The following is a 21,373-nucleotide window of genomic DNA, read 5'->3' as shown; positions in this document are numbered from 1 at the left end:
GTGTCTATGCCTCCGCCGTCAGCCAGTTCTTGAGCAGGCGCACGGCCTGTTCCATGTTGTCCTCGGAGAGCTGGATGGCGTGGTTCTTTGCGTTTTCCAGTCGTCTGGTGGTGTCCAGAGCCTCTTCGTCCACGTCCTCTTCCTCCAGCGCCAGACGTTCCGCGCCGGGCAGTCCAGCCATTTCCTCGATCTCCTGTTCGGCCACGCGAGGCCGGATCAGGGCCATGATGACCGGGCGGACGACCAGGATCAGGAAGAGGAAGATCAGGACGCCGTTCAGGAAGGGCTTGCCCAGACGCTGCGCGTATTCGAGCATGGTGCGCATCAGGGTGTCGCCGTCGTACATCTGGGGCTCGCCAAAGGAGATGTTGGTCACCTCGATGGTGTCGCCCCGAATCGAGTCGAAGCCCACGGCATTGGAAACCAGGGTCTTGATCCGTTCGATCTCCTCGGCGGAGCGGGGCGTGTACACGGCTTCGCCCGTATCCGGGTTCGTCTCCCACGTCCCGTCCACGATAACCGCAACGCTCAGACGTTTCAACTCTCCGACAGGGGCGATGATGTTTTCTTCCTGCTTGTTGATCTCGAAATTCGTGGTTCGGCTTTCCCGGGTGGAATCCTGCGTGGTGCGGGTGCCGGTGAAGCCGTCGCCGCGAAAGTTCACGTCGGGTTCGCCACCGGCAAGGGAGGCCGCGCCGGCAGTGGATTCCTCGCTGCGGGTCTCGGAGCGGACAACCGCACCGTCCGGGTCGTAGGATTCCTTGCGGATGGTCTTCTGGCTGAAGTCGAGATCCGCATTGATGCGGGCGATGACCTTTTCCGGTCCCACGACCGGGCCGAGCAGCTCCATGATGCGGCGCTGAACCTTGTTTTCCAGATCGGCCTTGTATTCGAGCTGGGTGCGGGACATGGCCAGACCCGTGGAATCGTCTTCCGGGAAATACAGGGGGCGGCCCTTCATGTCGGTCAGGGTGATGTGCTTGGGGTCGAGTCCCTCGACTGCCATGGATACCAGATTCACTATGCCCTGCACCTGATCCGAGGGCAGTTTGCCGTCGCCCTTGAGCTGGAGCACGATGGATGCGGACGGCGGCATCTGGTCTTCGATGAACAGGCTTTTCTGGGGCAGGACCAGATGGACGCGGGCCTTCTGGACCTGGGGAAATTCCGTGATGGTGCGGGCCAGTTCGCCCTGAAGCGCGCGCTGGTAGTTGATGTGCTGCACGAAATCGGTCTGGCCGATCTGCACGGAGTCGAAAATCTCGAAGCCGATGCCCTGGCCGTGCAGGTCGCCTTCGCCCGCCACCTTGAGCCGGAGTTCATATACGCGGTCCGCCGGAACCATGATGGTCTGGCCGTTGTCCGTGAGCTGATACTTTTCCTTTTCCCCCTGAAGCATGGCCACGACCTTGGAGGCGTCCTCGGGGTACAGGTTGGTGAGCAGCACCTTGTAGTCGGGCTTGTTCATCCAGTAGATCATCAGCACGAAGGCAAGGCTGACGGAAACGGCAAGGCCGCCGATGAGCACGCGTTGGGACAGGGTGCGTCCGGCCCAGAAGTTGGCGAGCTTGTTCCAGTATTCGGCGATGAACGGAGGCATGGGTTACTCCAGCGAAAGGTTTTGGTTCGACTTCGGAATCCGGTTCTGCCTAGAACGGCATGCGCATGACTTCCTGATACGCGGTCATGACCTTGTTGCGCACCGCGCTGGTCATGCTCATGGCCAGCCCGGCCTTCTGCATGGTGATCATGAGTTCGTGCACGTTCTGGGTCTCGCCCGAGGCGAATGATTCGATCATCTGCTTTTTCTCGGCCTGCATGTCATTGACCTTGCTGACCGAGTCCTTGAGCGTGGTGCTGAAGGCTTCGGCCGGTGCCTGGGGCTTGGTCAGCCTGCCGGAAACCTTGTTGTTCAGGGCCTTGCTGCGGGCACCCATGGTATCCATGGCATTTTCGTATGCCTTGAAGGCGATGCTTTTCACAACCATGACGTTTCTCCCTAGCCTCTGCCGATGAGCAGGGCCTTGTTGAACATGTTTTTGACGGACTGAATGGTCTGCACGTTGGCTTCGTAGCCGCGCATGGCCGTCATCATGTTGGTCATCTCCTCGACCACGTTGATGTCGGGATAGAACACGTATCCCTGATCGTTGGCATCGGGATGGCCGGGTTCGTACACCTGCTTGAAGGGACGGTTGTCCGCCACCACACCCAGTACCTTGACACCGTGCAGGTCCCTGTTCATGTGGTCCTGCATGGCCTTGTCAAAGGGGGAATATACCGGGCTGGACTCGAAGGACACGGACTTGCGGCGGTAGGGGCCGCCAGCCATGGTCTTGGTCGTCCGGATGTTGGCCAGGTTCATGGAAATGACATTCAGATTGGCGCGCTGGGCCTTGAGCCCGGATGCGCCGATGTCCATGGCAGTCATGAAGTCCATTTACTTGCCTCCGTCCTGTATGACCTTCTGCAGGCCCGTGAAATTCTTTTTGATCACGTCGGTCAGGGCATTGTAGAGCATGGCGTTCTTGGCCATGACGGTCATTTCCTTGTCCAGATCGACGGAATCCTCGCCGTGCACCTGACGGGCGCGGAATTCCTGGATGCCGTCTCCCTTGAACGTGCCGGCGTGAAATGCGGCGGGCATGTGACTTTTTTCGGTCCGCGTCATCTTGCCGCGCATGTCCAGATTCAGCGCCTGCTGGAGCTTTTCCTCGAATTCCAATCGGCGGGGCCGGTAGTCGGGCGTGTTCACGTTGGTGATGTTGCCCATGACGAGATTTTGACGTTCAAGGCGGAGGTCCAGCACTTTTGCTGTCAAATTGATGTGGCTTCCAAAAAGGCCTTTCATGGCTTGATCCTCCAGGGGTTTCAGCGTTTTGAATCCGGCTCGGGAATTTTTTGCCGCCGGTTTCGTGTTGAGAGAAGCAACAACTGTTCCATAGTTTCAATTATCTGATTTCATTCGATTAATGGAAATATGCCGTTGTTTTTCCATTCGAACGGCGCGAAAGGAGATCGGCAGCGGGGTGGAAAAAGGGGGGAGATCGGGGAAGAATTTGCCAGCACCGGCATGCGAACGGGAAAATGTCCGTCTGCGGGACCGGAAAAGCATGATTTTCGTCTTTTCCTTGCATTTCAGCGGATTGTTGCGGAAAAGAACCGGACGACATCTGAGGAATCATCAGGTCGGCGAATGGTTGTCCCATACTGTTTCATCTCTGTTGGCACAGTGGTTGCTTGCGAATGGTGCAGGCCAATAGTGGCCGAATCCTTTTGCCGTCCGGACAGCCGGACAGGAAAATTGGAGGGGAAATCGCATGAGTGGTCATATGGATTATGAAATCAACAAGGAACTCGGGGAATGCTACCTGTTCATGGGTGAGCTGGACAAAGCCGAGGAATACTATCGGAAAGCCATCGGCTCCAATGGTATTCACCCCGACCCGTACCTCGGTCTCGCAACCGTGGCCGTACAGCGCGGCGCGCTCGACGATGCGCTCCTGATGTATGAAAAGGCCCACAGGATCGAGCCGACCGACAAGAGTTTTTCCGGCATCGGGCTGATCCGCATGGAACGCGGAAGCAAGGAAGACGCATTTTCCCTGTTTCTGAGCGCCATCGGGCTCAATCCCGAAAACATGGTCGCCCTGTTCAGTCTGATCAGGCTCGCCCATGAACTGGACCGGCTGGAAGAGATCGTCCCGCATCTGGAAAACTATCTGGAGATCGACCCGTCCAAGCACGAGGTCAGATACTCCCTCGCGGGATGCCTGGTCTGCCTTGACAGAAAGGACGAGGCCAGAGCGCAGCTTGAACGGATTCTGGAGATGGATCCGGAATTCGAAGCGGCGCGCGAAATGCTCGCACAGTTCGAGTCCTAGACAACCACGGTCTCCCCTCCCCGTTGATTTTCCGTCCCGTTCCTCGTGGGCGGGGCGGAAAATCAGCCTACGCAGGTAGGGTTTTGAAACCGGGAAAAACCGCGTGATTGCACGCGTTCGTTTCTTGCCTTTGGCGGGCAAATCTGGCACAGCCTCACAAAACAACGAGGGGGTTGTGCATGAACCTGTTGCCTGTGAAAAGAGCCATTCTGTCCGTGACCGACAAGAGCGGTCTGGCTGAATTCGGCGCATTCCTGTCCGAGCGTGGCGTTGAACTGGTTTCCACCGGGGGAACCAGGAAGATGCTCCAGGAATCCGGCCTGTCCGTTACCTCTGTCAGCGACGTTACCGATTTCCCCGAGATTCTGGGCGGAAGGGTCAAGACCCTGCATCCGTACATTCACGGGGGCATTCTGGCTGACAAGGATGACGAAGGCCATCTTGAAACCCTGAGGGAGTTCAACATCGAGCCGTTCGACCTCATCTGTGTAAACCTCTATAATTTTGCGGAAGCCGCCAGAAAACAGGCCGTGCTCCGCGATGCGGTGGAACAGATCGACATCGGCGGCCCCTGCATGTTGCGGGCGTCCGCCAAGAACTTCCATTCCGTGCTGGTTGTCCCCGGCCCGCAGCATTATGCCCGGGTTCAGAAGGAAATCGAGGAGCACGGCGGCATCACCTTGGGATTGCGCAAGGAAATGGCCGCCGAAACTTTCCGCATGGTGTCGGAATACGACAACATGATCGCGGAGTACCTCGCTTCCCACGACAAGTAGCGACCATTCATCCGGCCGTCCGCGTCTCTGCACGGGCGCGGGCGGTCATTTTCGCAAAGGAGCACCGCCATAGCTCAGAAGGCCAGGGGAAACCTCCAGGGGTTGAAACCCAATCAGATCAAGCGGCTCAACAGGCTGTATCAGCGTCGGTATCCGGCGCACGGCAATTACACCGGGGAACAGGCGAGGGAGCTCGCGGACATTTCCCTGGAAACCGGGCGGCAGATCGGCCTGCTCATCAATCGTCAGGGCACCCCGGAAATGGTGCTCGTGGGTGACAACCGCTCCATCTTCATTCCCGAACTGCCCCGCGCACGTCAGGCTGCGGACAGACTGCGCGGCCTGCGGCTGCTGCACACGCATCTCACCGAGGAAAAGCTTTCGCAGGAAGACCTCATGGACATGGTTTTTCTGCGGCTGGATTCCGTGACCGTGCTCAATGTGTCGACGCATGGGCCGCAGACCGCCCAACTCGCCCACCTGCTGCCGCCCAATCCCGAGGAGCGGAGCTACGAAATTTTTGATCCCGTGCGTTGGGATCGCATGGACGCTGACCTGCTGGCCGTGACCGAGGCGCTGGAAGACGAGTTCCGGCGGCTGGTTTCCGCGCGGGAAACGGACAGCGAGAACCGTGCCTTGCTGGTGAGCGTGGACGACACGCCCCGGCCCGTGCAGGAACTGTCTCTGGCCGAACTCGCCGAACTGGCGGACACGGCCGGGCTGGAGTCCGTGGGGTCTCTGATTCAGCGGGTGCGCAGGAAGAATCCCAAGTCCATCATGGGCAAGGGCAAGCTGGCGGAGCTCGAAGTGCGCGCCCTGCAAGGCAATGCTTCGGTCATCCTGTTCGATCAGGAACTGTCTCCGGCCCAGATGCGCAATCTGGCCGAGATCACGGAACGCAAGATTCTGGACCGCACTCAGCTCATTCTGGACATTTTCGCCCAGCACGCCACGAGCCGTTCCGGCAAGCTGCAGGTGGAGCTGGCCCAGTTGCGCTACACCCTGCCAAGGCTGGTGGGCCGCAATCGGGCCATGTCCCGGCTCATGGGCGGCATCGGCGGCAGGGGGCCGGGTGAAACCAAGTTGGAGGTCGACCGCCGCCGTGCTCGCGATCGCATTACCCGGCTCAAGGATGAACTGAAATCCGTGCGCAAGCGGCGTGGCCAGACCCGGGAACGCAGGGCCAAGGCCGGACTGCCCATTGTGTCGCTCGTGGGATATACCAATGCGGGCAAGTCCACGCTGCTGAACACCCTGACCCGGAGCGAGGTCATTGCCGAGGACAAGCTTTTCGCCACGCTGGACCCGACCAGCCGACGGATTCGATTCCCCCGGGAACGGGAAATCGTGCTCACTGATACGGTGGGTTTCATCCGCAGGCTGCCGCCCGAGCTCAAGGAGGCGTTTCGCGCGACCTTGGAGGAGCTGGAGTCCGCGGACCTGCTGGTGCTGGTGGCGGATGCGTCCCATCCCGAAGTCGAGGAGCAGGTGGATGCGGTCCGGAGCATCCTTGACGAGATGGATCTGGGCGAGCTCCCGAGTCTGCTGGTGCTGAACAAGTGGGACCAGCTCGACGAAGAGGGCAGGGAAGCCATGCGGAATCTGTATCCCGACGGCATTCCGGCGTCGGCCCTGGACCGGGCCTCTCTGGAACCGTTGGTGGATGCGATTCTGACCTCATTGCCTTGGGGAACCGTGTAGTCTTCATTTCCTGATTTTCAGGCAGAAGAAAAGCCTCCCGCGCAGCAACGTGCGGGAGGCTTTTTGCGTGGCGTGGAAGGATTATTCCTTTTCGAGGACTTCGGATGCCGAGCACATGCCGCAACCGGAGCAGACACCGCCGGTTTTTCGTCCGTCCCATGACGAGGCGGATTCGAGCGGTTCCACATGGATGGTGACTTCCACATCCCTGAGGGTATGCTCGATCTGATCCTCGATAAGGCAGCACAGGTCGTGTGCGCGTTTGACCGTGGTGTCGCCGGGCACGAGCAGGTGGAAGTCCACGAACCGTGTGGAGCCGGACTTGCGGGTGCGCAGTGCGTGATAGATGGCGTTTTCCCCGGCATGGGTGCGGATGGCGATGACGATGTCCCGGATTTCCTCCTTGGGCAGGGCATAGTCCATGAGGCCGCCCACGGACCGCTTGAGCAGCGAAAATCCGGTGAACACGATGTTTGCGGCCATGATGCAGGCAATGATCGGGTCGAGAATCTGCCATGAGGGCGGTGCCACGAGCAGAACCGCCAGTCCGGCCACGAGCCCGGCCGAGGTCCAGACGTCCGTGAGCAGGTGCTTGGCGTCCGCCTCCAGCGTGATGGAGTCGAAGCGTTTGGCGGCGCGCAGCATGACCCGGGCCGTGGCGAAATTCACGCCGGACGAGAGCAGTGCCAGAATCAGGCCCGGGCCGAGGCTGTCCAGAGGCTGGGGACTCATGAACCGGCCCGCTGCCGCATAGACGATGCCTGCTGCCGCAACAATGATCAGAACGCCCTCTGCACCGCTGGAGAAGTATTCGGCCTTGCCGTGGCCGTAGGCATGTTCGTGATCCGAGGGGCGCAGGGCCACGGTCAGGGCCACTAGCGCAAGCACGGCTGCCGTGAGGTTTACAAGGGATTCGAGGGCGTCGGACAGCAACCCGACGGACCCGGTCATGCGCCATGCCCCGAATTTCAGGGCGATGGTCAGCAGCGAGGCGATGATCGAATAGATGGCGTATCTCTTGGGAGAATGGCTGTTTTCAGGCCGGGATTCCTGCATGACGATTCCTCTTTTCATTTTTCTAGGTTCTGCGGCGCGGTTTCGTCAAGGTTGCCGGGATGCTGAAGGCATGTTTCGACATTTGTTCATATTTTCGTTGACACTCCGGGCCGGGCTGTTTATTAACGAGATCGAAATTCATTTTCAATATCAACGAACACCGGGAAGGGTGGGGTGGATATGCATTGTCAGAGAACGTTGAAAGCAGTGGCTCCAGGCAATTCCGTGATGGTTGTCGGCGTGGATGCCGGTCGAAGGGCCTGCCTGCGTCTGGAATCCATGGGCATCATGCCCGGGATATTGCTTGAAGTCGTCAGCAACGGACACGGCCCCATGATCATTTCCACGGGCGAAGGTCGCATCATGGTGGAAAGAGGGATTGCCGAAAAAGTGCTTGTTGCCTGATGTAGGAAAAGCGCGATTCCGAACTTTTTATCGTGCCCTGAAGATGCTTCGGGGGAAAAGTGGTGAAAGGAATGTCGCGTGCGCCGATTCCGTCTTGAGGGAGGTGGGTTCGGTTTTTTTTGAACCAGTTAATGATAATGAAACTCAATTTCGAAAAAAGTTGGAGAGGTGCCATGACACTGGATGAAATGAATCCCGGTTTGCGTTGCATCATGAGCGATCTGACCGCGGAAGGGGCGTTGGGGCAGCGTCTCATGGATCTCGGGTTCTACCCCGGGGCCGAGATATGCGTGGTTCGCAATGCGCCCCTGGTCGATCCCGTGGAGCTGGAACTGGACGGATACCATGTCAGCATTCGCCACGAGGAGGCCCGGCACGTGGAGGTGAAACAGGCATGACCCGCGAAACGCTTCTTGTCGCTTTGGCCGGGCAGCCCAATTGCGGCAAATCCACCATTTTCAACATGCTCACCGGAGCCCGTCAGCATGTGGCCAACTATCCGGGCGTGACCGTCGAAAAGAAGACCGGACGGTTTTCCCTCGACGGTACGGGCGTCGAACTGGTGGACCTGCCCGGCACCTACAGCATGACGTCCTATTCTCTGGAAGAACGTGTGGCCAGGGATTTCCTGCTGCACGACGGTCCCCATGTGGTTGTGGACGTGGTGGACGCTTCCAACCTGAAGCGCAACCTGTATCTGACGTTGCAGCTTCTGGAGATGGAAGTTCCGCTGGTCGTGAACCTGAACATGATGGACGTGGCAGAGCGGCGACAGATCGAAGTCGATTGCGACGGACTCGCCAGGCATCTCGGCGCCACGGTGGTGCCCACCGTGGGCAAGAAGAGCCAGGGCGGTCCGCTTCTCAAGGAAGCGATGCGCGCCGTGGCGGATACCGGCTCCGGAAAGCCCTTCAGGCTGGATTACGGTCCGCTGGAACCGCACATCACCGAACTTTCGGCACAAATCGAAGCGGATCATACTGTGTCCACGGCCTATCCGGTGCGCTGGTTTGCGATAAAGCTGCTGGAAAATGACGAGGAAGCGCATTCCCTGCTGGAAAGGCATCATGCCGAGGCCGTAGCCATAGCCAGGCTGACCGAACAGCTTCGCAAGCGTTTTTCCGACGAGGCGAACATGCTCCCCGAACGGCACATCGCCTTTGCCCGGCATCGCACTGCCGCGCAGATTGCCCGGGAGTTCGTCAAGCTTCCCGAGGAGCGGCGCAAGACCGTGTCCGACAGGGCCGACAGGTGGGTGTGCAACCGGTTCACCGGGCCGCTCATTCTCATTGCGATTCTGTTCGTGCTGTATGAGATTGCCATTGTCTTCGGCAACTGGCTGGCCCTTCAGGCCTGGCCGATCTGGGGCGCGCTGGAAGCGTTCACTGCGGACGTGCTGCCTCATGCCGGATTTCTGAATGACCCGCTGATTCGTTCCCTGGGCATTTGGGTGGTGAAGAGCACGACTGCCATTCTCAACTATCTGCCCATCTTCTTCCTGCTGTTCGGCCTGATCGCCATTCTGGAAGACAGCGGGTACATGCCGCGCATGGCATTCATTCTGGACCGGCTGTTCCGCAGATTCGGATTGCACGGCCAGTCCACGCTGCCCCTGATTCTCGGCGGCGTGTACGTGGGCGGCTGCGCCATTCCCGGAGTCATGGCCACCAAGGCCATTCCGGACGAGCGCGCCCGGCTGGCCACCATCCTGATCGTGCCCATGATGAACTGCCTGGCCAAGGTGCCCCTGTATCTGGTTCTGATCGGCGCGTATTTTGCGGATCAGGCCGGTTCGGCCATGTTCTTCATCGCCACCGGTGACCCTGTTCATGGCCCTGCCTGTTGCCAAGGTGCTGTCCATGACCGTGCTGCGGGGACGGGAAAGCGCGCCATTCATCATGGAAATGCCTCCCTATCATCTGCCCACCGTGGGCGGCGTGCTGCGGCGCGCCTTGGAACGCATCTGGCTGTTCCTGAAGAAGATCGTGACTGTGGTGGTGGCTGTTGCCGTGGTGGTTTTCGTACTCATCAACTTCCCGGGACTGTCCGGGGAGCGTATGGCCGAGTACGAGGCGCAACAGAGTTCGTCGATGGAAAGGTTCATGAAGACCGTGGCCTCGACCAAATATGCTGGCCAGATTCAGCAGGACGATGTGCTCGGCCTGATCCTGTTTCAGGAAGCCCTGAAGAATGCCAAGCGTGGCGTCACGGATCAGGAGAAATCCAATGCCATCAATGCCCGGTTCGCCGAGGACAACCCGGTCTACTATTCCGTGGTCAAACGCAAGGGCAAGGATGGCAAGAAGCTGAACAAGGCTTTGAAGAAGGTCGTGAAAACGCGGAAGAAGCTGCGTCGCGAAATTCGAGCCGAACGGTTCGAGGGCAGCTTCCTCGGCATGGCCGGACGCGCGCTGGAACCTGTGACGCAGTATGCCGGTTTCAACTGGCGTATCAACATCGCGCTCCTGTCCGCGTTTGCGGCCAAGGAGAACAGCGCGGCCACTCTGGGTGCCATCTACGGGCTGGACGGTTCCGATGCCTCGGTTCAGGAGAGCATGAAGGCGGGCGAGTCCGGGTTTACCCCGCTGCACGCTCTGGCCCTGATGCTGTTCATGGCCCTGTATCCCCCATGCGTGCCTGCTTCCATCATGGTGCGCATGCAGTCCAATTCCAGCAAATGGATGATGTTCTCCATTGCCTACCAGACCTTGCTGGGGCTGTTCGTAGCCTCTCTGGTTTTTACCGGCGGCACGCTGCTCGGCCTGACCGGCGTGCAGACCATGTGGGCCTTCTACGTCCTTTGCGTGGTCGTCACCTTGATAATGGGCTTTTTGCCCGAGAGAAGGGCAGCGGAAAATCGGTTGCCCATGAATTTGTCCAAAAATGAAAATTGCCCTGAAGGAGGAGCAAACTGATGAAAAAGATGATTGTTTTTGCGGTGTTTGCAGCCATGGTCGCTTTTGCCGGACATGCTTTTGCCCACAGCCCCCTGTGCGACTGCTTTGACAACGGGGATGGCACCGTCACTTGCGAGGGCGGCTTCTCGGATGGTTCTTCCGCAGCTGGCGTGAAAATGTCCGTACTGGATGGCGCCGGGAAGGTCCTTCAGGACGGCAAGATGAATGCGGACAGCGAATTCTCGTTCAAGAAGCCCGGCGACGCTTACGTCGTCCTGTTCGACGCCGGTGAAGGCCACAGCGTGGAGATCAACGGCGCGGATATCGTCGAATAGGTTTTGATGGCCGCCGGAATCGAGCGTTCGGCTCCGGCGGCCTTTTTTGCAGAAGTGTATTGATAACGATTGTCAAAATCATGAAAAGGAGAAGGAAAGTGAAAAAAGGTTTGATCACCGCCGCGTGCATGTTTGCGTTCATGGTCATGTCCCTGCCTGCACAGGCGCACTTCATGATGGTGTATACCCCCGAGATCGCCAAGGAAAAGGGCGGAGACATGGATTTCCGTCTCGTGTTCACGCATCCGGCCGAAGCCGGTCATACCATGGACATGGGCGGAGCACAGGAATTCTACGCCCTGTACCAGCGCGGCGACAACAAGGCCAAGAAGATCGATCTCAAGGGCTACCTCAAGGAGATCGACTGGGCCAATCCCGAATCCAAGGGCAAGGGCTTCGAGGCCATGATTCCCAGGAAGCTGGTACGCTCCATGGGCGACTACACCTTCGTGTTCAAGCCAGGCTATTATTTCGAGAAGGAAGAAGGCATCTACATGCAGCAGATCACCAAGCTCGTGGCCAATGTCGGCGGCATTCCCGGCAATTGGGCCGAGCCTGCGGGCCTGCCCTGCGAGATCGTTCCCCTGATCAAGCCCTACGGCCTGTGGACCGGCAACGTGTTCAAGGCGCGTGTTTTGTCTCAGGGCAAGCCTGTTGCCGGAGCCGAGGTCGAGGTCGAGTTCATGAGCCACATGCCCGACCTCAAGGCCAATGTCATGCATGCCAAGTCCTCCGTGGACTACCCGCACGACGCGTTCGTGACGCAGACCATCTTCACCGATTCCGAGGGGTACATCACCTTCGGCATTCCCAAGGCCGGATGGTGGGGCTTTGCCGCTCTGGGCGTCGGTCCCGAGACCGAGCACAAGGGCAAGGAAATGTCTCAGGACGCCGTGATCTGGGTCAAGGCCGTGGACATGTAGCAACTCGCGCCGTGGAATCAGGCGCATCGCACCTCCCCCGGGTGCGGAGGACGGTCCCTCCCGTTCCCGCACCTCCGGGCGAGGGCGGGGGAAGACGGAATGATTGCGGAACACAGACCTCGGTTGCAGTTGGAAGATATTTGCGAATTCCAGATTCTGGATGCGGTGCACATGACCGTGCATCAGTTTGCGGAGTCCCTCGGCAATGTCATCGATGCAAAGGATCATTGCACCCGGTCGCACTCGGAAGAGGTGGCCGTGGTTTCCCAGGCGATCGGCCTGGAATTGGGATTGTCCGCCAGACAGGCGGACATTCTGCATGTGGCAGGGCATCTGCACGATATCGGCAAGATCGGCATTCCCGACGCGATCCTGAAAAAGCAGGGACCGCTTACGTCGGCGGAATTTGAAATCATCAAGCAACATCCGCAGATAGGGGCCGGGATCATGGCTCCGGTAACGGGTTTTTCCGGCACGAACGGCGTTGTCAGGATGATCCTGCATCATCACGAACGGTTCGACGGCACCGGGTATCCCCATGGGTTGCCCGGGCTCGACATTCCGCTTGGGGCGCGCATCATTGCTGTTGCGGATTCCCTGTCGGCCATGCTTCAGAATCGGCCCTATCGGAAGGCCCTGAGCTACGGGCAGGCAGTGGAGGAAATCGCCCGCTGTTCCGGCAGCCAGTTCGATCCTCTGGTTGTTGAGGCCCTGCTGGAAATACGCGACACCGTGCGGGACTATTTGCGGACCATGCGGGATTTGAGGGTGGCGGTATGACCGGAGCACGTTCTCTGGAGGAAATGCATCCCGTGCAGGAAGTCATGGTCCGTCCGGCCGGAGCCGGGTGCGAGTCCAGACTGGTGCTGCTCGCGGCAGTCATGACGGTTTGTGCATGTGCATTGTTCATCTGGCTGCAACAAGGTGACGTTCGGGAAGAGACCGTGCCCGAGTGGCGTGTGAGTGCGTTCGGCGATCTTGGCGCTGCGGAATTGGCGGTGTTCAACGCCCTGACCTCCGCAGGACCGGAGATCGAGGCCATGCACGGCGAACTGGCCGGGGAATGGCCGGGCGTGACCCGGCTGGAACGTGAATTCGTGCCGCCCTTTGTACGTGATGCCGCCTGGACCCGGAGCGGCCGGCTCAACTGGACCCGGAGTGTGCTGGCGACCGGGGAATCGCACATCGCCGTCTATCTGGGAACGCCGCAGGACGCGGATTTTTCCGGTGCGTTTCTGCTGGTCATGCTGCATTCGCACGTCAAGAAACAGGGGAATGCCTCCGTGCGTCCCACACACCCGCCCTTTGAAATCTGGATGCATCGCGAACAGGCTCCGGCCTTGCCGGAATCCGTGACCGATCAGGCGCTCATCAGTGCTGGCTGGCGCGAGGTGGTGGCCAGAAGCGGGGAAGAGGAAACCCGGCACGCCCGGGGAAGGAAATTTCAGCAATGAAGAGTCGTTGCATTGCCATCATGCTGGTTGCCTGCGCATTGCTGCTTCAGGCGACCGGTGCACAGGCGTCAGGCATGCGGATCGGCATCACCCTGCATCCCTATTACAGCTTCGTGAAGAACATCGTGGGGGATCGGGCCGAGGTCGTGCCGCTTATCGGAGAGGGCTTCAACCCGCACAACTACCGGCCACAGCCCGAGGACATCAAGCGCTGCATGGAATTGGATGCACTGGTGGTCAACGGCATCGGGCACGACGAATTCGCGTTCGAGATCGTGGAGGCCGCCGGAATGCAGGGGAAGCTGCCCCTGATCTTCGCGAACAGGGATGTGTCCCTGATTCCGGTCTCCGGCACACTGGATGGCCGAAGGATCGTGAATCCCCATACCTTCGTGTCCGTGACCGCATCCATTCGACAGATTTACACCATTGCCGCCGGACTGGCGGAACTGGACCCGGACAACAGCGCGTTCTATCGAAGGAACGCCCGGGCCTATGCCGCCAAGCTCCGGCGCATGAAGGCCGCGTACATGCAGCGTGTGGCCGCTCTGCCCGGCATTGATTTCCGGTGTGCCACCATTCACGGAGGGTACGACTACCTGTTTCAGGAATTCGGACTTCAGGTGACCGCCGTGATCGAGCCGGGGCATGGACTCAAACCCACGGCCAGCCAGCTTGCCAAGACCATCGAGGAAATCCGGCGGCTCGGCGTGGAGGTGGTGTTTACCGAGATGCATTTTCCGGACAGGTTCGTGCAGACGATTCATCAGGAAACCGGGGTGCGCATCCGGCATCTGTCGCATCTGACTGCCGGGGAATATTCGGTTGGCGGTTTCGAAAAGGGCATTCGTGCCAATCTGGAAGCCCTGACCCGTGCTCTGGAGGATGCGCAAGTCATGCACAAGGAGGCACATCATGGCTAGGCCACGGGCGGACATGGGACCTTCCCTGCATTTCGAGGATGTGGGGCTGTGGCTCGGAGGCGGCTCCATATTGGAGCACATCGACTTTGCGGTCGAGGCCGGAACCATCCATTGCCTGATCGGTCCGAACGGCGGGGGCAAGACATCGCTGCTGCGATCCCTGCTGGGGCAGATGCCGCACACCGGAACCATCCGCATCCGGTGGGGCAGGGCAAGAACCATCGGATATGTGCCGCAGGCGCTGGACTTTGACCGTACCCTGCCCATGACCGTGGAGGATTTTCTGGCCATGACCTGCCAGCATCGGCCCGCATTTCTCGGGCTCGGACGCAGACATCGGGCCGAAGTGGCCGAGGCGCTGGATCGCGTGGGCATGTCCGGCAAGCGAAAGCGGCTGTTCGGCGCATTGTCCGGGGGCGAGCGGCAGCGCGTACTGTTGGCGCAGGCCCTGATTCCGAGGCCAAGGCTGCTCATTCTGGACGAGCCCGCAACCGGGCTGGACAGGGAGGGCGATGAGCTGGTGCGTTCCTTTTGTCGCGAATTTCGGGACGAGGGAGCCACGGTGCTGGTCATTCATCACGATCTGTCCGTGGTGCGCGAACTCGGAGACGCCGTGACCTGCGTGAACCGGCGCGTGCTGTTTTCCGGTCCGCCGGAATCGGAGCTGACCCCGGATCGCGTGTTTTCCATCTTTTCCTCGGCAAAGGCGGCCTGACGTATGGATTTTCTGTATGACCTGATTCGAGTCCCGCTCATGGAATGGGGCCGATCCGGCGTGCTGCCGGATTTTCTTCAGTATGCGTTCGTGGTCAATGCCCTGTTGTGCTCCCTGCTCATCGGACCGCTGCTCGGCGGCATCGGCACCATGGTGGTGAGCAAGCGGCTGGCATTCTTCTCTCAGGCAGTGGGGCAGGCCGCGCTTACGGGCGTGGCACTCGGCGTGGTACTGGGCGAACCCGTGACCGCGCCCTATGCCTCGCTGTTCGGATTCTGCATCCTGTTCGGTCTGCTCATGAACTATACGCGCAACCGGACGCGCATGTCTCCGGATACCGTCATCGGCGTGTTTCTGTCCGTGTCGCTGGCCGTGGGCGCGTGCGTGCTGCTGTACGTGACCGGGCGCGTGAACATGCATGTTCTGGACAACATTCTGTTCGGCTCCATCCTCACGGTGAATGATACGGACATGAACGTGCTGCTGATCATCACGATCCTGTGCGCGGGACTGGGCATTCCCCTGTTCAACCGGATGCTGCTGGCGGGATTCAACCCGAGTCTGGCGCAGGTTCGCGGGGTGAACGCCAAATTGCACGACTACGTGTTCATTCTCATGATCACGCTCATTACCGTGGCTTCGCTCAAGATCGTGGGCGCGGTGCTGGTGGAGGCCCTGTTCATCATTCCGGCTGCAGCCGCGCGCAACGTGAGCCGGTCCATGCGCGGATTCTTCTTCCTGAGCATGACGTTTGCCTCGGCAAGCTGCCTGCTCGGGGTCATCGTGCCCATGCAGTTCGAGATACCGGTGCCCTCGGGCGGGGCCATCATTCTGGCCGCATCGTGCATATTCGCCCTGACCGCGTTTGTTCGTGCCTGTTGCGGATCGTTCAAGGAGGCGTCGGTCTGATGTTTTTCCGAATCATGTTGGGGCTGTTCGTGGTGATGAGTCTGGCCGTTCCGGTCCGTGCCGGGCAGTCCGTACCGGTCGTGCTGGCTTCTCTGGATGCCACGCTGCTGATGGGACGGGCGTTGTGCCAAGGGACATCCATTCATGTGGAACGCGCTGTTCCGGCAGGCTATTCCATGCAGGGCCATGCCGCGTATTGCAAAAGACATTTTCCCGAATTCCGGGAACGGGCCGAAAAGGCCGAAGCCGTCCTCTCCATTGCGTCGGCCTGGCCCGAAGATCCCCTGTATCCGTGGGCGAGGCGGGCCAACATCCGCATCGTGCACATTGACGCGGCCCGGCCCCTGGATGGTTCCGGGGTCGGTGTGCCGCTTCTCTCGGTGCAGGGCAGGGTTTCCCCATTTGCATGGCGAGGCCCTGCGGGCATGGCGCGCATGGCCGCCATTGCGGCCGCGGATCTGGAACGGCTGTTTCCCGGACAGCGGGACCGCATTCGGCACAATCTCGAATCGTTGCAGACAACCCTGTTTGCCCTGCGTACCCGGTATGAAATGGCGTTTGCGGAATCGGAATCCGTGACCGTGGCGGCCATGACTCCGAATTTCGGCTATCTGACGGATGGCTTCGGCCTTGACGTGATCGGCTGTTTTTCCCGGCCCGAGCAGGATTGGACCTCGGAGCAGGGCGATGCCTTTGCGGAAGAGCTTCGGGAGAACGGCGTCAAGGCCGTTGTGTGCGCATGGGAACCGGGAGGCGTGCCCTTGCAGGCCATGCGCCGGGCCGGAGCCGTTCCGGTTGTTCCGGAGACGTTTCACGACAACGGAGACGCTGCTGAAAGATTGATAGCGGATACTTTTGAAAGGAACCTCGAGAAGTTGCGGCGAGCCTTGCAATAGCCGATGTTCGATTCGGGCCCGACCGCAAGTGGGAAAAGGGCCGGGAAAGACATAGCGTCTTTCCCGGCCCTTGCTTTTCGAGTGCAGGCGGGGTGGTTACTTGCTGGACTTGAGCCAGGGATTCTCCTCGCCGCGCGCAAGGCGGTAGATGTTGTCGCGGTGCCGCCAGAACAGGATCAGGGTCACGAGCATGCCCACGGGCACGAACCCGAAGTTGCCGGTCAGGAACAGAAAGACGGGAATGGCCAGTGCCAGTGTCAGGGAACCCATGGATACGTGACCGGACAGGGCGACCACGGCCAGACAGAGCGCGCCGGAGAAAAAGGTGCTCCAGAAGCTGACCGCGAAAAAGGTGCCCACCGTGGTTGCCACGGCCTTGCCGCCCCGGAAGTGGAGAAAGCAGGGAAAGATGTGGCCGAAGATGGCGCCCAGAATGACAAAGCTCAGAAAGAGCGGAGAGTCGTTCCAGGTGGAGGCCAGCAGCACGGGCACAAAGCCCTTGAGCAGGTCGAGCACCAGAGCGGCCACGCCGAACTGCACGCCGCAGAGCCGGGCCACGTTGGTCGCGCCGATGTTGCGGCTGCCGTCCGTGCGCGGGTCGATGTTGCAGAACGTCTTGGCAATGACCAGTCCGAACGGGATGGAGCCCAGAATATAGGCCATGATCGGCCAGATGATGTAGAGCATGGAATGTCTCCTGACGGTTTTGCGGAATCCGCGAATTTCTTTACCCGCTTTGCAAGGGCTTGAAAAGTCCCGGTCCCGGGATTACGACCTCGGCGGTCGCTTGATGGCCGGGCGGATATGCCGGATTACTTTTTTCAGGGAGATTTCCGCCGCCTCGGTGTTCAGCTCGGGAATCTGATCCCGGTCCACAAAGGTGACGGCTCCGCACGGGCACATTTCTGCGCAGGCCGGTTTCTGCCCAAGGTCGCGGCGGCTGGCGCACAGGTCGCATTTGCGCACGGCAACGCCTGTGGACGTGGTGAAAATCGCACCGTAGGGGCAGGCGAGAATGCACTGCCGGGTTTCACAGCCCCGGCACAGCATGGTCTGGAGCACCACGGCTCCGTCCCGGTCCTTGCGCAGTGCGCCCTTCTTGCATGCCTTGATGCAGGGTGCGTCCTCGCAGTGACGGCAGTACAGAGGCACCATGACTCCATCGCGCATGCGGGTCATGTGGATGCGTGGAGTGTCGTGAATGAAGCCGCAGACTGCCTCGCAGGTTCCGCAGCCGATGCATTTGCTGTAGTCAACGTAAAGAGTCTTGTTGTTCGAGTCCATATTTGCCTGTTACTTGCAAAAATATCCGTGGGGATGAAATTCCGCTTTCGGGTCCGTGGCCTTGAGCTCCAGCCAGTTGTCCAGTGAACGTGCTGCCTTGAGACCGCTTTCCACGGCCTTGCCGATCTTGCTCGGCCCGGTGAGTACGTCTCCGGCAACGAACACGTTGTCCACGGCAGTCATGTTCAGCCAGCGCACGTCGCCCCGGCGGATGTTGTCCATGCCCAGCTTGTCGGCAAAGGGGGGAGTGGGAATCTCGCCGATGGCCGCCACCAGCATGTCGGTTTCGTAGGTCACGGGTTTGTCGCAGCCCTTGACCGAACAGGTCACGCCTTCCACCCGGTCCGTGCCCAGTACTTCCGTGGGGCTGGCCTGTGGGCACCATATGGCACCGAGTTCCACGAGTCTGTCTATTTCGAATTCGCCGCAGGGTGCTTCTTCGCGGGTGCGTCGATAAATCATCCTGACTTCGGCTGCGCCGAGGTGCAGAGCTGAATGTGCCACGTCAATGGCGGAATGGCCTGCGCCTACCACGGCCAGACGCTTGCCCTCCACGTCCGGGGTCTTGACCCGGGACGCATCGTAGCGCGCGGCCCGAATCGGAAACAGGAATTCCAGTCCCGAGAACACGCCGGAGAGCTTTTCGCCGGGAATGCCCAGTTGGCGGGATTTCCAGGAACCGGTGCAGATGATCACCGCGTTGTGGGTGTCCACCAGATCGCTCAGGGCGATCATTTCCCAGGAAAAGTGGTCGCCTTCCTCTTCATACAGCGGAGCGCTGCAGCAGATTTTGGTCTGGAGCTTGAAGTTTACGCCGTAGCGGCGTTCCAACTGCTTGACCCCGGTCTCGATGCGGCGGGAGGGGATTCGGTAGCCGGGAATGCCGAAGGTCATGAGACCGCCGGCCTTGGGCAGCTTGTCGTATACGTCCACCTGATATCCCAGTCCGCCGAGGTAGCCTGCGGCGGCCAGTCCCGAGGGACCCGCGCCCACCACAGCCACGCTTCGGCCGTTGGGCGGCATGGGCGTGTTCGTGAGAAAACAGAAATTCATGGCATCAATCATGGCAATCTCCGAAAAAAGGGGGAAGTGGCATCGAAGCTATTCTTCCAGAGCTTCGGCAACCCGGATTTCATTGGTCAGGGGATCGATTCTGGAAAATCTGACCTGAAAGCGCTGTCCCATGAGGAGCTTTTCTCCGAGCATGGACTTGGGCAGCCGGACGTTGATCTGGAGTTCGGGCATGGCCAGTGTGGCCATGGGGCCGGATTCGTCCACCAGTACGGCGGAGCGCAGTTCCTTCTTGTGCGCGGCCAGATAGACCAGTTTCCAATAGCGGGGGCGGAAACGCTGTACCTGGGATACCGATTGAATCCGGATGCCGAGGTGGGTGGCGAGGGTGTCGAGTTCTTCCTTGTCCAGACGGGGCTCTCCGGTTTCCAGAAAGGACTGGACCTGAGCCATGTTTATGAAATCCGTGTAGCGCCGCAAGGGTGAGGAAATGGGCGCATAGGCGTCCACTCCGAGCGCGGCATGACGTTTTGGCGTGGTTTCCAGCGTCGGAGGCAGAAGCAGCTTGACCGTGCGCAGGATTTCCGCGGGCTCGGTAAAGATGCCCACCGCGTCCACAGGCAGGGCTATGGCCTGAGTGCGGTGCAGCAGGGGAACATTGTTGTCCCGGGCCCAATTGGCCAATCCGTTGTTGGTCAGGATCATGAATTCGCTGATCAGCAGTTCCGACGCGGTGCAGGGTTGCTTGAGTCGGATGTCGACCTTGGCCTGCGCACCTTCGCCCTCGACCTTGACAATGGGTTCGGGCTTGCGGATCACGCAGGCACCGGACCGGAGGCGATGTTCAAGCAGCTTGGCCGCGAGGTCGTGAGCCGCGCACATGGCCTTGTCCGAACCGGAACGGATGCGCTCCTCGGCCTCTTCATAGGTGATGTTGGCCGAAATGTTCACCCACGTCAGTCTGGGGGCAGTGCGAAGAAGCGCGCCGTCCCTGTCAAACCAGAAATCCGTGACCAGTGCCGGACGGTTTAGCCCTTGAATCAGGCTGTACAGCTCGGTGCCCAGCGTTTCCGGCATCATGTGGCCGGTGCCCTCGGGCAGATACAGGCTGGTGGCGCGATGAAACACGGCCTGATCCAGTTCTGCCCCGAATTCCCAGTGGGCCACGGGACGGGCAAGGGCAATGGAAAGCTTCCAGCCCGTGTCCAGTGTTTCCACTGCGAACGCGTCGTCGATGTCCCGGGTTGTGGCCGAGTCGATGCTGATGAAGGGTGTCGGATCGATTTCCGGAGTCTCATTGGACAAAGCTTTTTTCAACGAATCGATTTCATTGGAAAAGGATTCGCTCCAATCATCGCCCCAAGCGTACCCGGCAAGATCGAGATGAAAATTGTGATGTCTGGGAAGCACGCCCCAGGTCTGTGCCAGAAGCAGGGCGAGGTGTGGATGCTCGGGAAGTCCCTTGCTTACGGCGGTCCATATCTTTTCGCCGTTGTCGTCCAGATTGTCCGCAATCCTGTTCCGAAGCAGGGTTTCGAGTCCTTTGGCAAGTTCCGGCTCCATGGTCGGGGCCTCGTATTTCGCGCCGTTCAGATGGGCGTTCCACATGGGCTTGAACAGCTTCTGCCCGGCTGCGATGACGCCTTCCCGCTCCTTTTCCTCGGCGGCTTTGGCCATGCGTTCCTGAACTTTTTCCTCGGGCCATATCTCGAATTCCGGCGGACGGAACTTGAAGTGCGTCTTGGCGGAAAGCATGGCCCGGCCAAGGGCAGCAAAATGATCCGGCCCGGGGGTGTCCCAGAGCAAGTCTGCGAACCAGGTCAGGGGCGCGGATTCCATTTCTCCCTGCGCCAGATCCCAAAGCTCCATGACATTGATGGACGCCTGAATTTCACCGCGCTTTTCCTGATGCGCGTTGAGCTTGTCCTGGATTTCCTGCCTATTCAGATTGTTGCTGTATACCGGGCCGCCCCAGGGCAGGAGCCGAGCCGCAGGCAGTTTGGTTTCGCGCTTGTTGATGGTCCACAGCCTGAGCTTGCCCGAAGCCTCCTCCAGCACCCAGGCAAGCTGGGGCTGATCGCCGTGCATGAATTCCACCACGCTGCCGGGGCGGGCCGTAGGGCTCAGGAAAGTCGCTTTCATTCTGTACCTGTACTTCCGCGTCTCAAAAGACGCAAATGGCCTCGCGGCGACTGGGCCGCGAG

At 59.9% G+C, this 21,373-nt stretch carries 23 protein-coding genes and 1 pseudogene; 15 read left to right on the top strand and 9 right to left on the bottom strand.

Annotated elements, in window-relative coordinates; genetic code table 11:
* Window positions 1–4: 4 nt before the first annotated feature.
* The 4 genes from fliF to flgB are packed head-to-tail and all read right to left on the bottom strand — an operon-like array spanning window position 5 to window position 2,851.
* Window positions 5–1,600 (bottom strand): flagellar basal-body MS-ring/collar protein FliF, encoded by a 1,596-nt coding sequence (gene fliF, locus MPN23_RS07100; RefSeq protein ID WP_243547000.1) that lies wholly within the window; start codon window positions 1,598–1,600, stop codon window positions 5–7.
* A gap of 49 nt (window positions 1,601–1,649) precedes the next feature.
* Window positions 1,650–1,988: a flagellar hook-basal body complex protein FliE gene (gene fliE / locus MPN23_RS07095; protein ID WP_243546999.1), complete on the bottom strand. Its 339-nt coding sequence runs from the start codon at window positions 1,986–1,988 to the stop codon at window positions 1,650–1,652.
* A gap of 11 nt (window positions 1,989–1,999) precedes the next feature.
* Complete coding sequence (gene flgC, locus MPN23_RS07090) at window positions 2,000–2,440, bottom strand: flagellar basal body rod protein FlgC (protein ID WP_243546998.1); 441 nt, start codon at window positions 2,438–2,440, stop codon at window positions 2,000–2,002.
* Window positions 2,441–2,851 (bottom strand): flagellar basal body rod protein FlgB, encoded by a 411-nt coding sequence (gene flgB, locus MPN23_RS07085; protein ID WP_243546997.1) that lies wholly within the window; start codon window positions 2,849–2,851, stop codon window positions 2,441–2,443.
* 469 nt (window positions 2,852–3,320) lie between these two features.
* On the opposite strand from flgB, the gene MPN23_RS07080 reads away from it, so the two are divergent.
* The 3 genes from MPN23_RS07080 (at window position 3,321) to hflX (ending at window position 6,361) form a co-directional block, all read left to right on the top strand.
* Entirely contained in the window at window positions 3,321–3,884 is a 564-nt protein-coding gene (locus tag MPN23_RS07080; protein ID WP_243546996.1) for a tetratricopeptide repeat protein, read from the top strand.
* Window positions 3,885–4,063: 179 nt separating this feature from the next.
* Entirely contained in the window at window positions 4,064–4,660 is a 597-nt protein-coding gene (locus MPN23_RS07075; RefSeq protein ID WP_243546995.1) for an IMP cyclohydrolase, read from the top strand.
* 102 nt (window positions 4,661–4,762) lie between these two features.
* Window positions 4,763–6,361, top strand: a complete 1,599-nt coding sequence (gene hflX, locus MPN23_RS07070) for a GTPase HflX (protein WP_243546994.1) — start codon at window positions 4,763–4,765, stop codon at window positions 6,359–6,361.
* 81 nt (window positions 6,362–6,442) lie between these two features.
* Here hflX and MPN23_RS07065 read toward each other — a convergent pair whose 3' ends face one another.
* Window positions 6,443–7,435 carry a cation diffusion facilitator family transporter gene (locus MPN23_RS07065; RefSeq protein ID WP_243546993.1) on the bottom strand — a complete coding sequence of 331 codons (993 nt, stop codon included), beginning with the start codon at window positions 7,433–7,435 and terminating at the stop codon, window positions 6,443–6,445.
* 189 nt (window positions 7,436–7,624) lie between these two features.
* Here MPN23_RS07065 and MPN23_RS07060 point away from each other — a divergent pair, with 189 nt between their 5' ends.
* The 12 genes and pseudogenes from MPN23_RS07060 to MPN23_RS07005 all read left to right on the top strand — a co-directional run bounded on the left by MPN23_RS07060 (window position 7,625) and on the right by MPN23_RS07005 (window position 16,874).
* Window positions 7,625–7,822 carry a FeoA family protein gene (locus MPN23_RS07060; protein ID WP_243546992.1) on the top strand — a complete coding sequence of 66 codons (198 nt, stop codon included), beginning with the start codon at window positions 7,625–7,627 and terminating at the stop codon, window positions 7,820–7,822.
* A 131-nt stretch (window positions 7,823–7,953) separates the two neighbouring features.
* On the top strand, window positions 7,954–8,220 hold the full coding sequence (locus tag MPN23_RS07055; RefSeq protein WP_341540104.1) for a FeoA family protein: 267 nt from the start codon (window positions 7,954–7,956) through the stop codon (window positions 8,218–8,220).
* Window positions 8,109–9,572 (top strand): annotated as a pseudogene (gene feoB, locus MPN23_RS07050) (ferrous iron transport protein B); the annotation flags it as partial. The gene MPN23_RS07055 and the pseudogene feoB, both read left to right, overlap by 112 nt.
* Before the next feature lie 79 nt (window positions 9,573–9,651).
* Window positions 9,652–10,737, top strand: coding sequence for a nucleoside recognition domain-containing protein (locus tag MPN23_RS07045; RefSeq protein WP_243546991.1), 1,086 nt, complete (start codon window positions 9,652–9,654; stop codon window positions 10,735–10,737).
* Entirely contained in the window at window positions 10,737–11,054 is a 318-nt protein-coding gene (locus tag MPN23_RS07040) for a hypothetical protein (RefSeq protein WP_243546990.1), read from the top strand. Before MPN23_RS07045 ends, MPN23_RS07040 begins: the two co-directional genes overlap by 1 nt.
* A gap of 128 nt (window positions 11,055–11,182) precedes the next feature.
* On the top strand, window positions 11,183–11,977 hold the full coding sequence (locus MPN23_RS07035) for a DUF4198 domain-containing protein (RefSeq protein WP_243547360.1): 795 nt from the start codon (window positions 11,183–11,185) through the stop codon (window positions 11,975–11,977).
* Window positions 11,978–12,076: 99 nt separating this feature from the next.
* A complete protein-coding gene (locus MPN23_RS07030) occupies window positions 12,077–12,757 on the top strand; it encodes an HD-GYP domain-containing protein (RefSeq protein WP_243546989.1) in 681 nt (226 codons plus the stop codon).
* On the top strand, window positions 12,754–13,431 hold the full coding sequence (locus MPN23_RS07025; protein WP_243546988.1) for a DUF6162 family protein: 678 nt from the start codon (window positions 12,754–12,756) through the stop codon (window positions 13,429–13,431). Before MPN23_RS07030 ends, MPN23_RS07025 begins: the two co-directional genes overlap by 4 nt.
* Window positions 13,428–14,354, top strand: a complete 927-nt coding sequence (locus MPN23_RS07020) for a metal ABC transporter solute-binding protein, Zn/Mn family (RefSeq protein ID WP_243546987.1) — start codon at window positions 13,428–13,430, stop codon at window positions 14,352–14,354. Before MPN23_RS07025 ends, MPN23_RS07020 begins: the two co-directional genes overlap by 4 nt.
* Window positions 14,347–15,069: a metal ABC transporter ATP-binding protein gene (locus MPN23_RS07015; protein ID WP_243546986.1), complete on the top strand. Its 723-nt coding sequence runs from the start codon at window positions 14,347–14,349 to the stop codon at window positions 15,067–15,069. The genes MPN23_RS07020 and MPN23_RS07015 overlap by 8 nt, the downstream gene beginning before the upstream one ends.
* 3 nt (window positions 15,070–15,072) lie before the next feature.
* Window positions 15,073–15,978 (top strand): metal ABC transporter permease, encoded by a 906-nt coding sequence (locus MPN23_RS07010; protein ID WP_243546985.1) that lies wholly within the window; start codon window positions 15,073–15,075, stop codon window positions 15,976–15,978.
* Window positions 15,978–16,874, top strand: a complete 897-nt coding sequence (locus MPN23_RS07005) for a metal ABC transporter solute-binding protein, Zn/Mn family (RefSeq protein WP_243546984.1) — start codon at window positions 15,978–15,980, stop codon at window positions 16,872–16,874. The genes MPN23_RS07010 and MPN23_RS07005 overlap by 1 nt, the downstream gene beginning before the upstream one ends.
* A gap of 96 nt (window positions 16,875–16,970) precedes the next feature.
* Here the strand turns inward: MPN23_RS07005 and plsY are convergent, their stop codons facing one another.
* The 4 genes from plsY to MPN23_RS06985 all read right to left on the bottom strand — a co-directional run bounded on the left by plsY (window position 16,971) and on the right by MPN23_RS06985 (window position 21,311).
* The gene (plsY, locus tag MPN23_RS07000; RefSeq protein ID WP_243546983.1) at window positions 16,971–17,561 is read right to left on the bottom strand and encodes a glycerol-3-phosphate 1-O-acyltransferase PlsY; all 591 of its coding nucleotides are present in this window, start codon (window positions 17,559–17,561) and stop codon (window positions 16,971–16,973) included.
* Between the two features lie 81 nt (window positions 17,562–17,642).
* The gene (locus tag MPN23_RS06995; protein ID WP_243546982.1) at window positions 17,643–18,158 is read right to left on the bottom strand and encodes a 4Fe-4S dicluster domain-containing protein; all 516 of its coding nucleotides are present in this window, start codon (window positions 18,156–18,158) and stop codon (window positions 17,643–17,645) included.
* Window positions 18,159–18,167: 9 nt separating this feature from the next.
* Window positions 18,168–19,223 carry an FAD-dependent oxidoreductase gene (locus tag MPN23_RS06990; protein ID WP_243546981.1) on the bottom strand — a complete coding sequence of 352 codons (1,056 nt, stop codon included), beginning with the start codon at window positions 19,221–19,223 and terminating at the stop codon, window positions 18,168–18,170.
* 36 nt (window positions 19,224–19,259) lie between these two features.
* The gene (locus tag MPN23_RS06985; RefSeq protein WP_243546980.1) at window positions 19,260–21,311 is read right to left on the bottom strand and encodes a ribonuclease catalytic domain-containing protein; all 2,052 of its coding nucleotides are present in this window, start codon (window positions 21,309–21,311) and stop codon (window positions 19,260–19,262) included.
* Between the last annotated feature and the right edge of the window lie 62 nt (window positions 21,312–21,373).

The sequence above is a fragment of the Pseudodesulfovibrio tunisiensis genome (genome assembly GCF_022809775.1).
Classification (GTDB): domain Bacteria; phylum Desulfobacterota; class Desulfovibrionia; order Desulfovibrionales; family Desulfovibrionaceae; genus Pseudodesulfovibrio; species Pseudodesulfovibrio tunisiensis.
Note: the sequence above shows the minus strand (reverse complement) of the source record. Positions and strands in the feature narration are given on the sequence as shown.

What these genes read in the sequence shown, in the direction of transcription:
- fliF (WP_243547000.1), bottom strand. Translation starts at nt 1,600, where the DNA reads ATGCCTCCGTTCATCGCCGAATACTGGAACAAGCTCGCCAACTTCTGG.
- fliE (WP_243546999.1), bottom strand. Translation starts at nt 1,988, where the DNA reads ATGGTTGTGAAAAGCATCGCCTTCAAGGCATACGAAAATGCCATGGAT.
- flgC (WP_243546998.1), bottom strand. Translation starts at nt 2,440, where the DNA reads ATGGACTTCATGACTGCCATGGACATCGGCGCATCCGGGCTCAAGGCC.
- flgB (WP_243546997.1), bottom strand. Translation starts at nt 2,851, where the DNA reads ATGAAAGGCCTTTTTGGAAGCCACATCAATTTGACAGCAAAAGTGCTG.
- MPN23_RS07080 (WP_243546996.1), top strand. Translation starts at nt 3,321, where the DNA reads ATGAGTGGTCATATGGATTATGAAATCAACAAGGAACTCGGGGAATGC.
- MPN23_RS07075 (WP_243546995.1), top strand. Translation starts at nt 4,064, where the DNA reads ATGAACCTGTTGCCTGTGAAAAGAGCCATTCTGTCCGTGACCGACAAG.
- MPN23_RS07065 (WP_243546993.1), bottom strand. Translation starts at nt 7,435, where the DNA reads ATGAAAAGAGGAATCGTCATGCAGGAATCCCGGCCTGAAAACAGCCAT.
- MPN23_RS07055 (WP_341540104.1), top strand. Translation starts at nt 7,954, where the DNA reads ATGATAATGAAACTCAATTTCGAAAAAAGTTGGAGAGGTGCCATGACA.
- MPN23_RS07045 (WP_243546991.1), top strand. Translation starts at nt 9,652, where the DNA reads ATGGCCCTGCCTGTTGCCAAGGTGCTGTCCATGACCGTGCTGCGGGGA.
- MPN23_RS07040 (WP_243546990.1), top strand. Translation starts at nt 10,737, where the DNA reads ATGAAAAAGATGATTGTTTTTGCGGTGTTTGCAGCCATGGTCGCTTTT.
- MPN23_RS07035 (WP_243547360.1), top strand. Translation starts at nt 11,183, where the DNA reads ATGTTTGCGTTCATGGTCATGTCCCTGCCTGCACAGGCGCACTTCATG.
- MPN23_RS07030 (WP_243546989.1), top strand. Translation starts at nt 12,077, where the DNA reads ATGATTGCGGAACACAGACCTCGGTTGCAGTTGGAAGATATTTGCGAA.
- MPN23_RS07025 (WP_243546988.1), top strand. Translation starts at nt 12,754, where the DNA reads ATGACCGGAGCACGTTCTCTGGAGGAAATGCATCCCGTGCAGGAAGTC.
- MPN23_RS07020 (WP_243546987.1), top strand. Translation starts at nt 13,428, where the DNA reads ATGAAGAGTCGTTGCATTGCCATCATGCTGGTTGCCTGCGCATTGCTG.
- MPN23_RS07015 (WP_243546986.1), top strand. Translation starts at nt 14,347, where the DNA reads ATGGCTAGGCCACGGGCGGACATGGGACCTTCCCTGCATTTCGAGGAT.
- MPN23_RS07010 (WP_243546985.1), top strand. Translation starts at nt 15,073, where the DNA reads ATGGATTTTCTGTATGACCTGATTCGAGTCCCGCTCATGGAATGGGGC.
- MPN23_RS07005 (WP_243546984.1), top strand. Translation starts at nt 15,978, where the DNA reads ATGTTTTTCCGAATCATGTTGGGGCTGTTCGTGGTGATGAGTCTGGCC.
- plsY (WP_243546983.1), bottom strand. Translation starts at nt 17,561, where the DNA reads ATGCTCTACATCATCTGGCCGATCATGGCCTATATTCTGGGCTCCATC.
- MPN23_RS06995 (WP_243546982.1), bottom strand. Translation starts at nt 18,158, where the DNA reads ATGGACTCGAACAACAAGACTCTTTACGTTGACTACAGCAAATGCATC.
- MPN23_RS06990 (WP_243546981.1), bottom strand. Translation starts at nt 19,223, where the DNA reads ATGATTGATGCCATGAATTTCTGTTTTCTCACGAACACGCCCATGCCG.
- MPN23_RS06985 (WP_243546980.1), bottom strand. Translation starts at nt 21,311, where the DNA reads ATGAAAGCGACTTTCCTGAGCCCTACGGCCCGCCCCGGCAGCGTGGTG.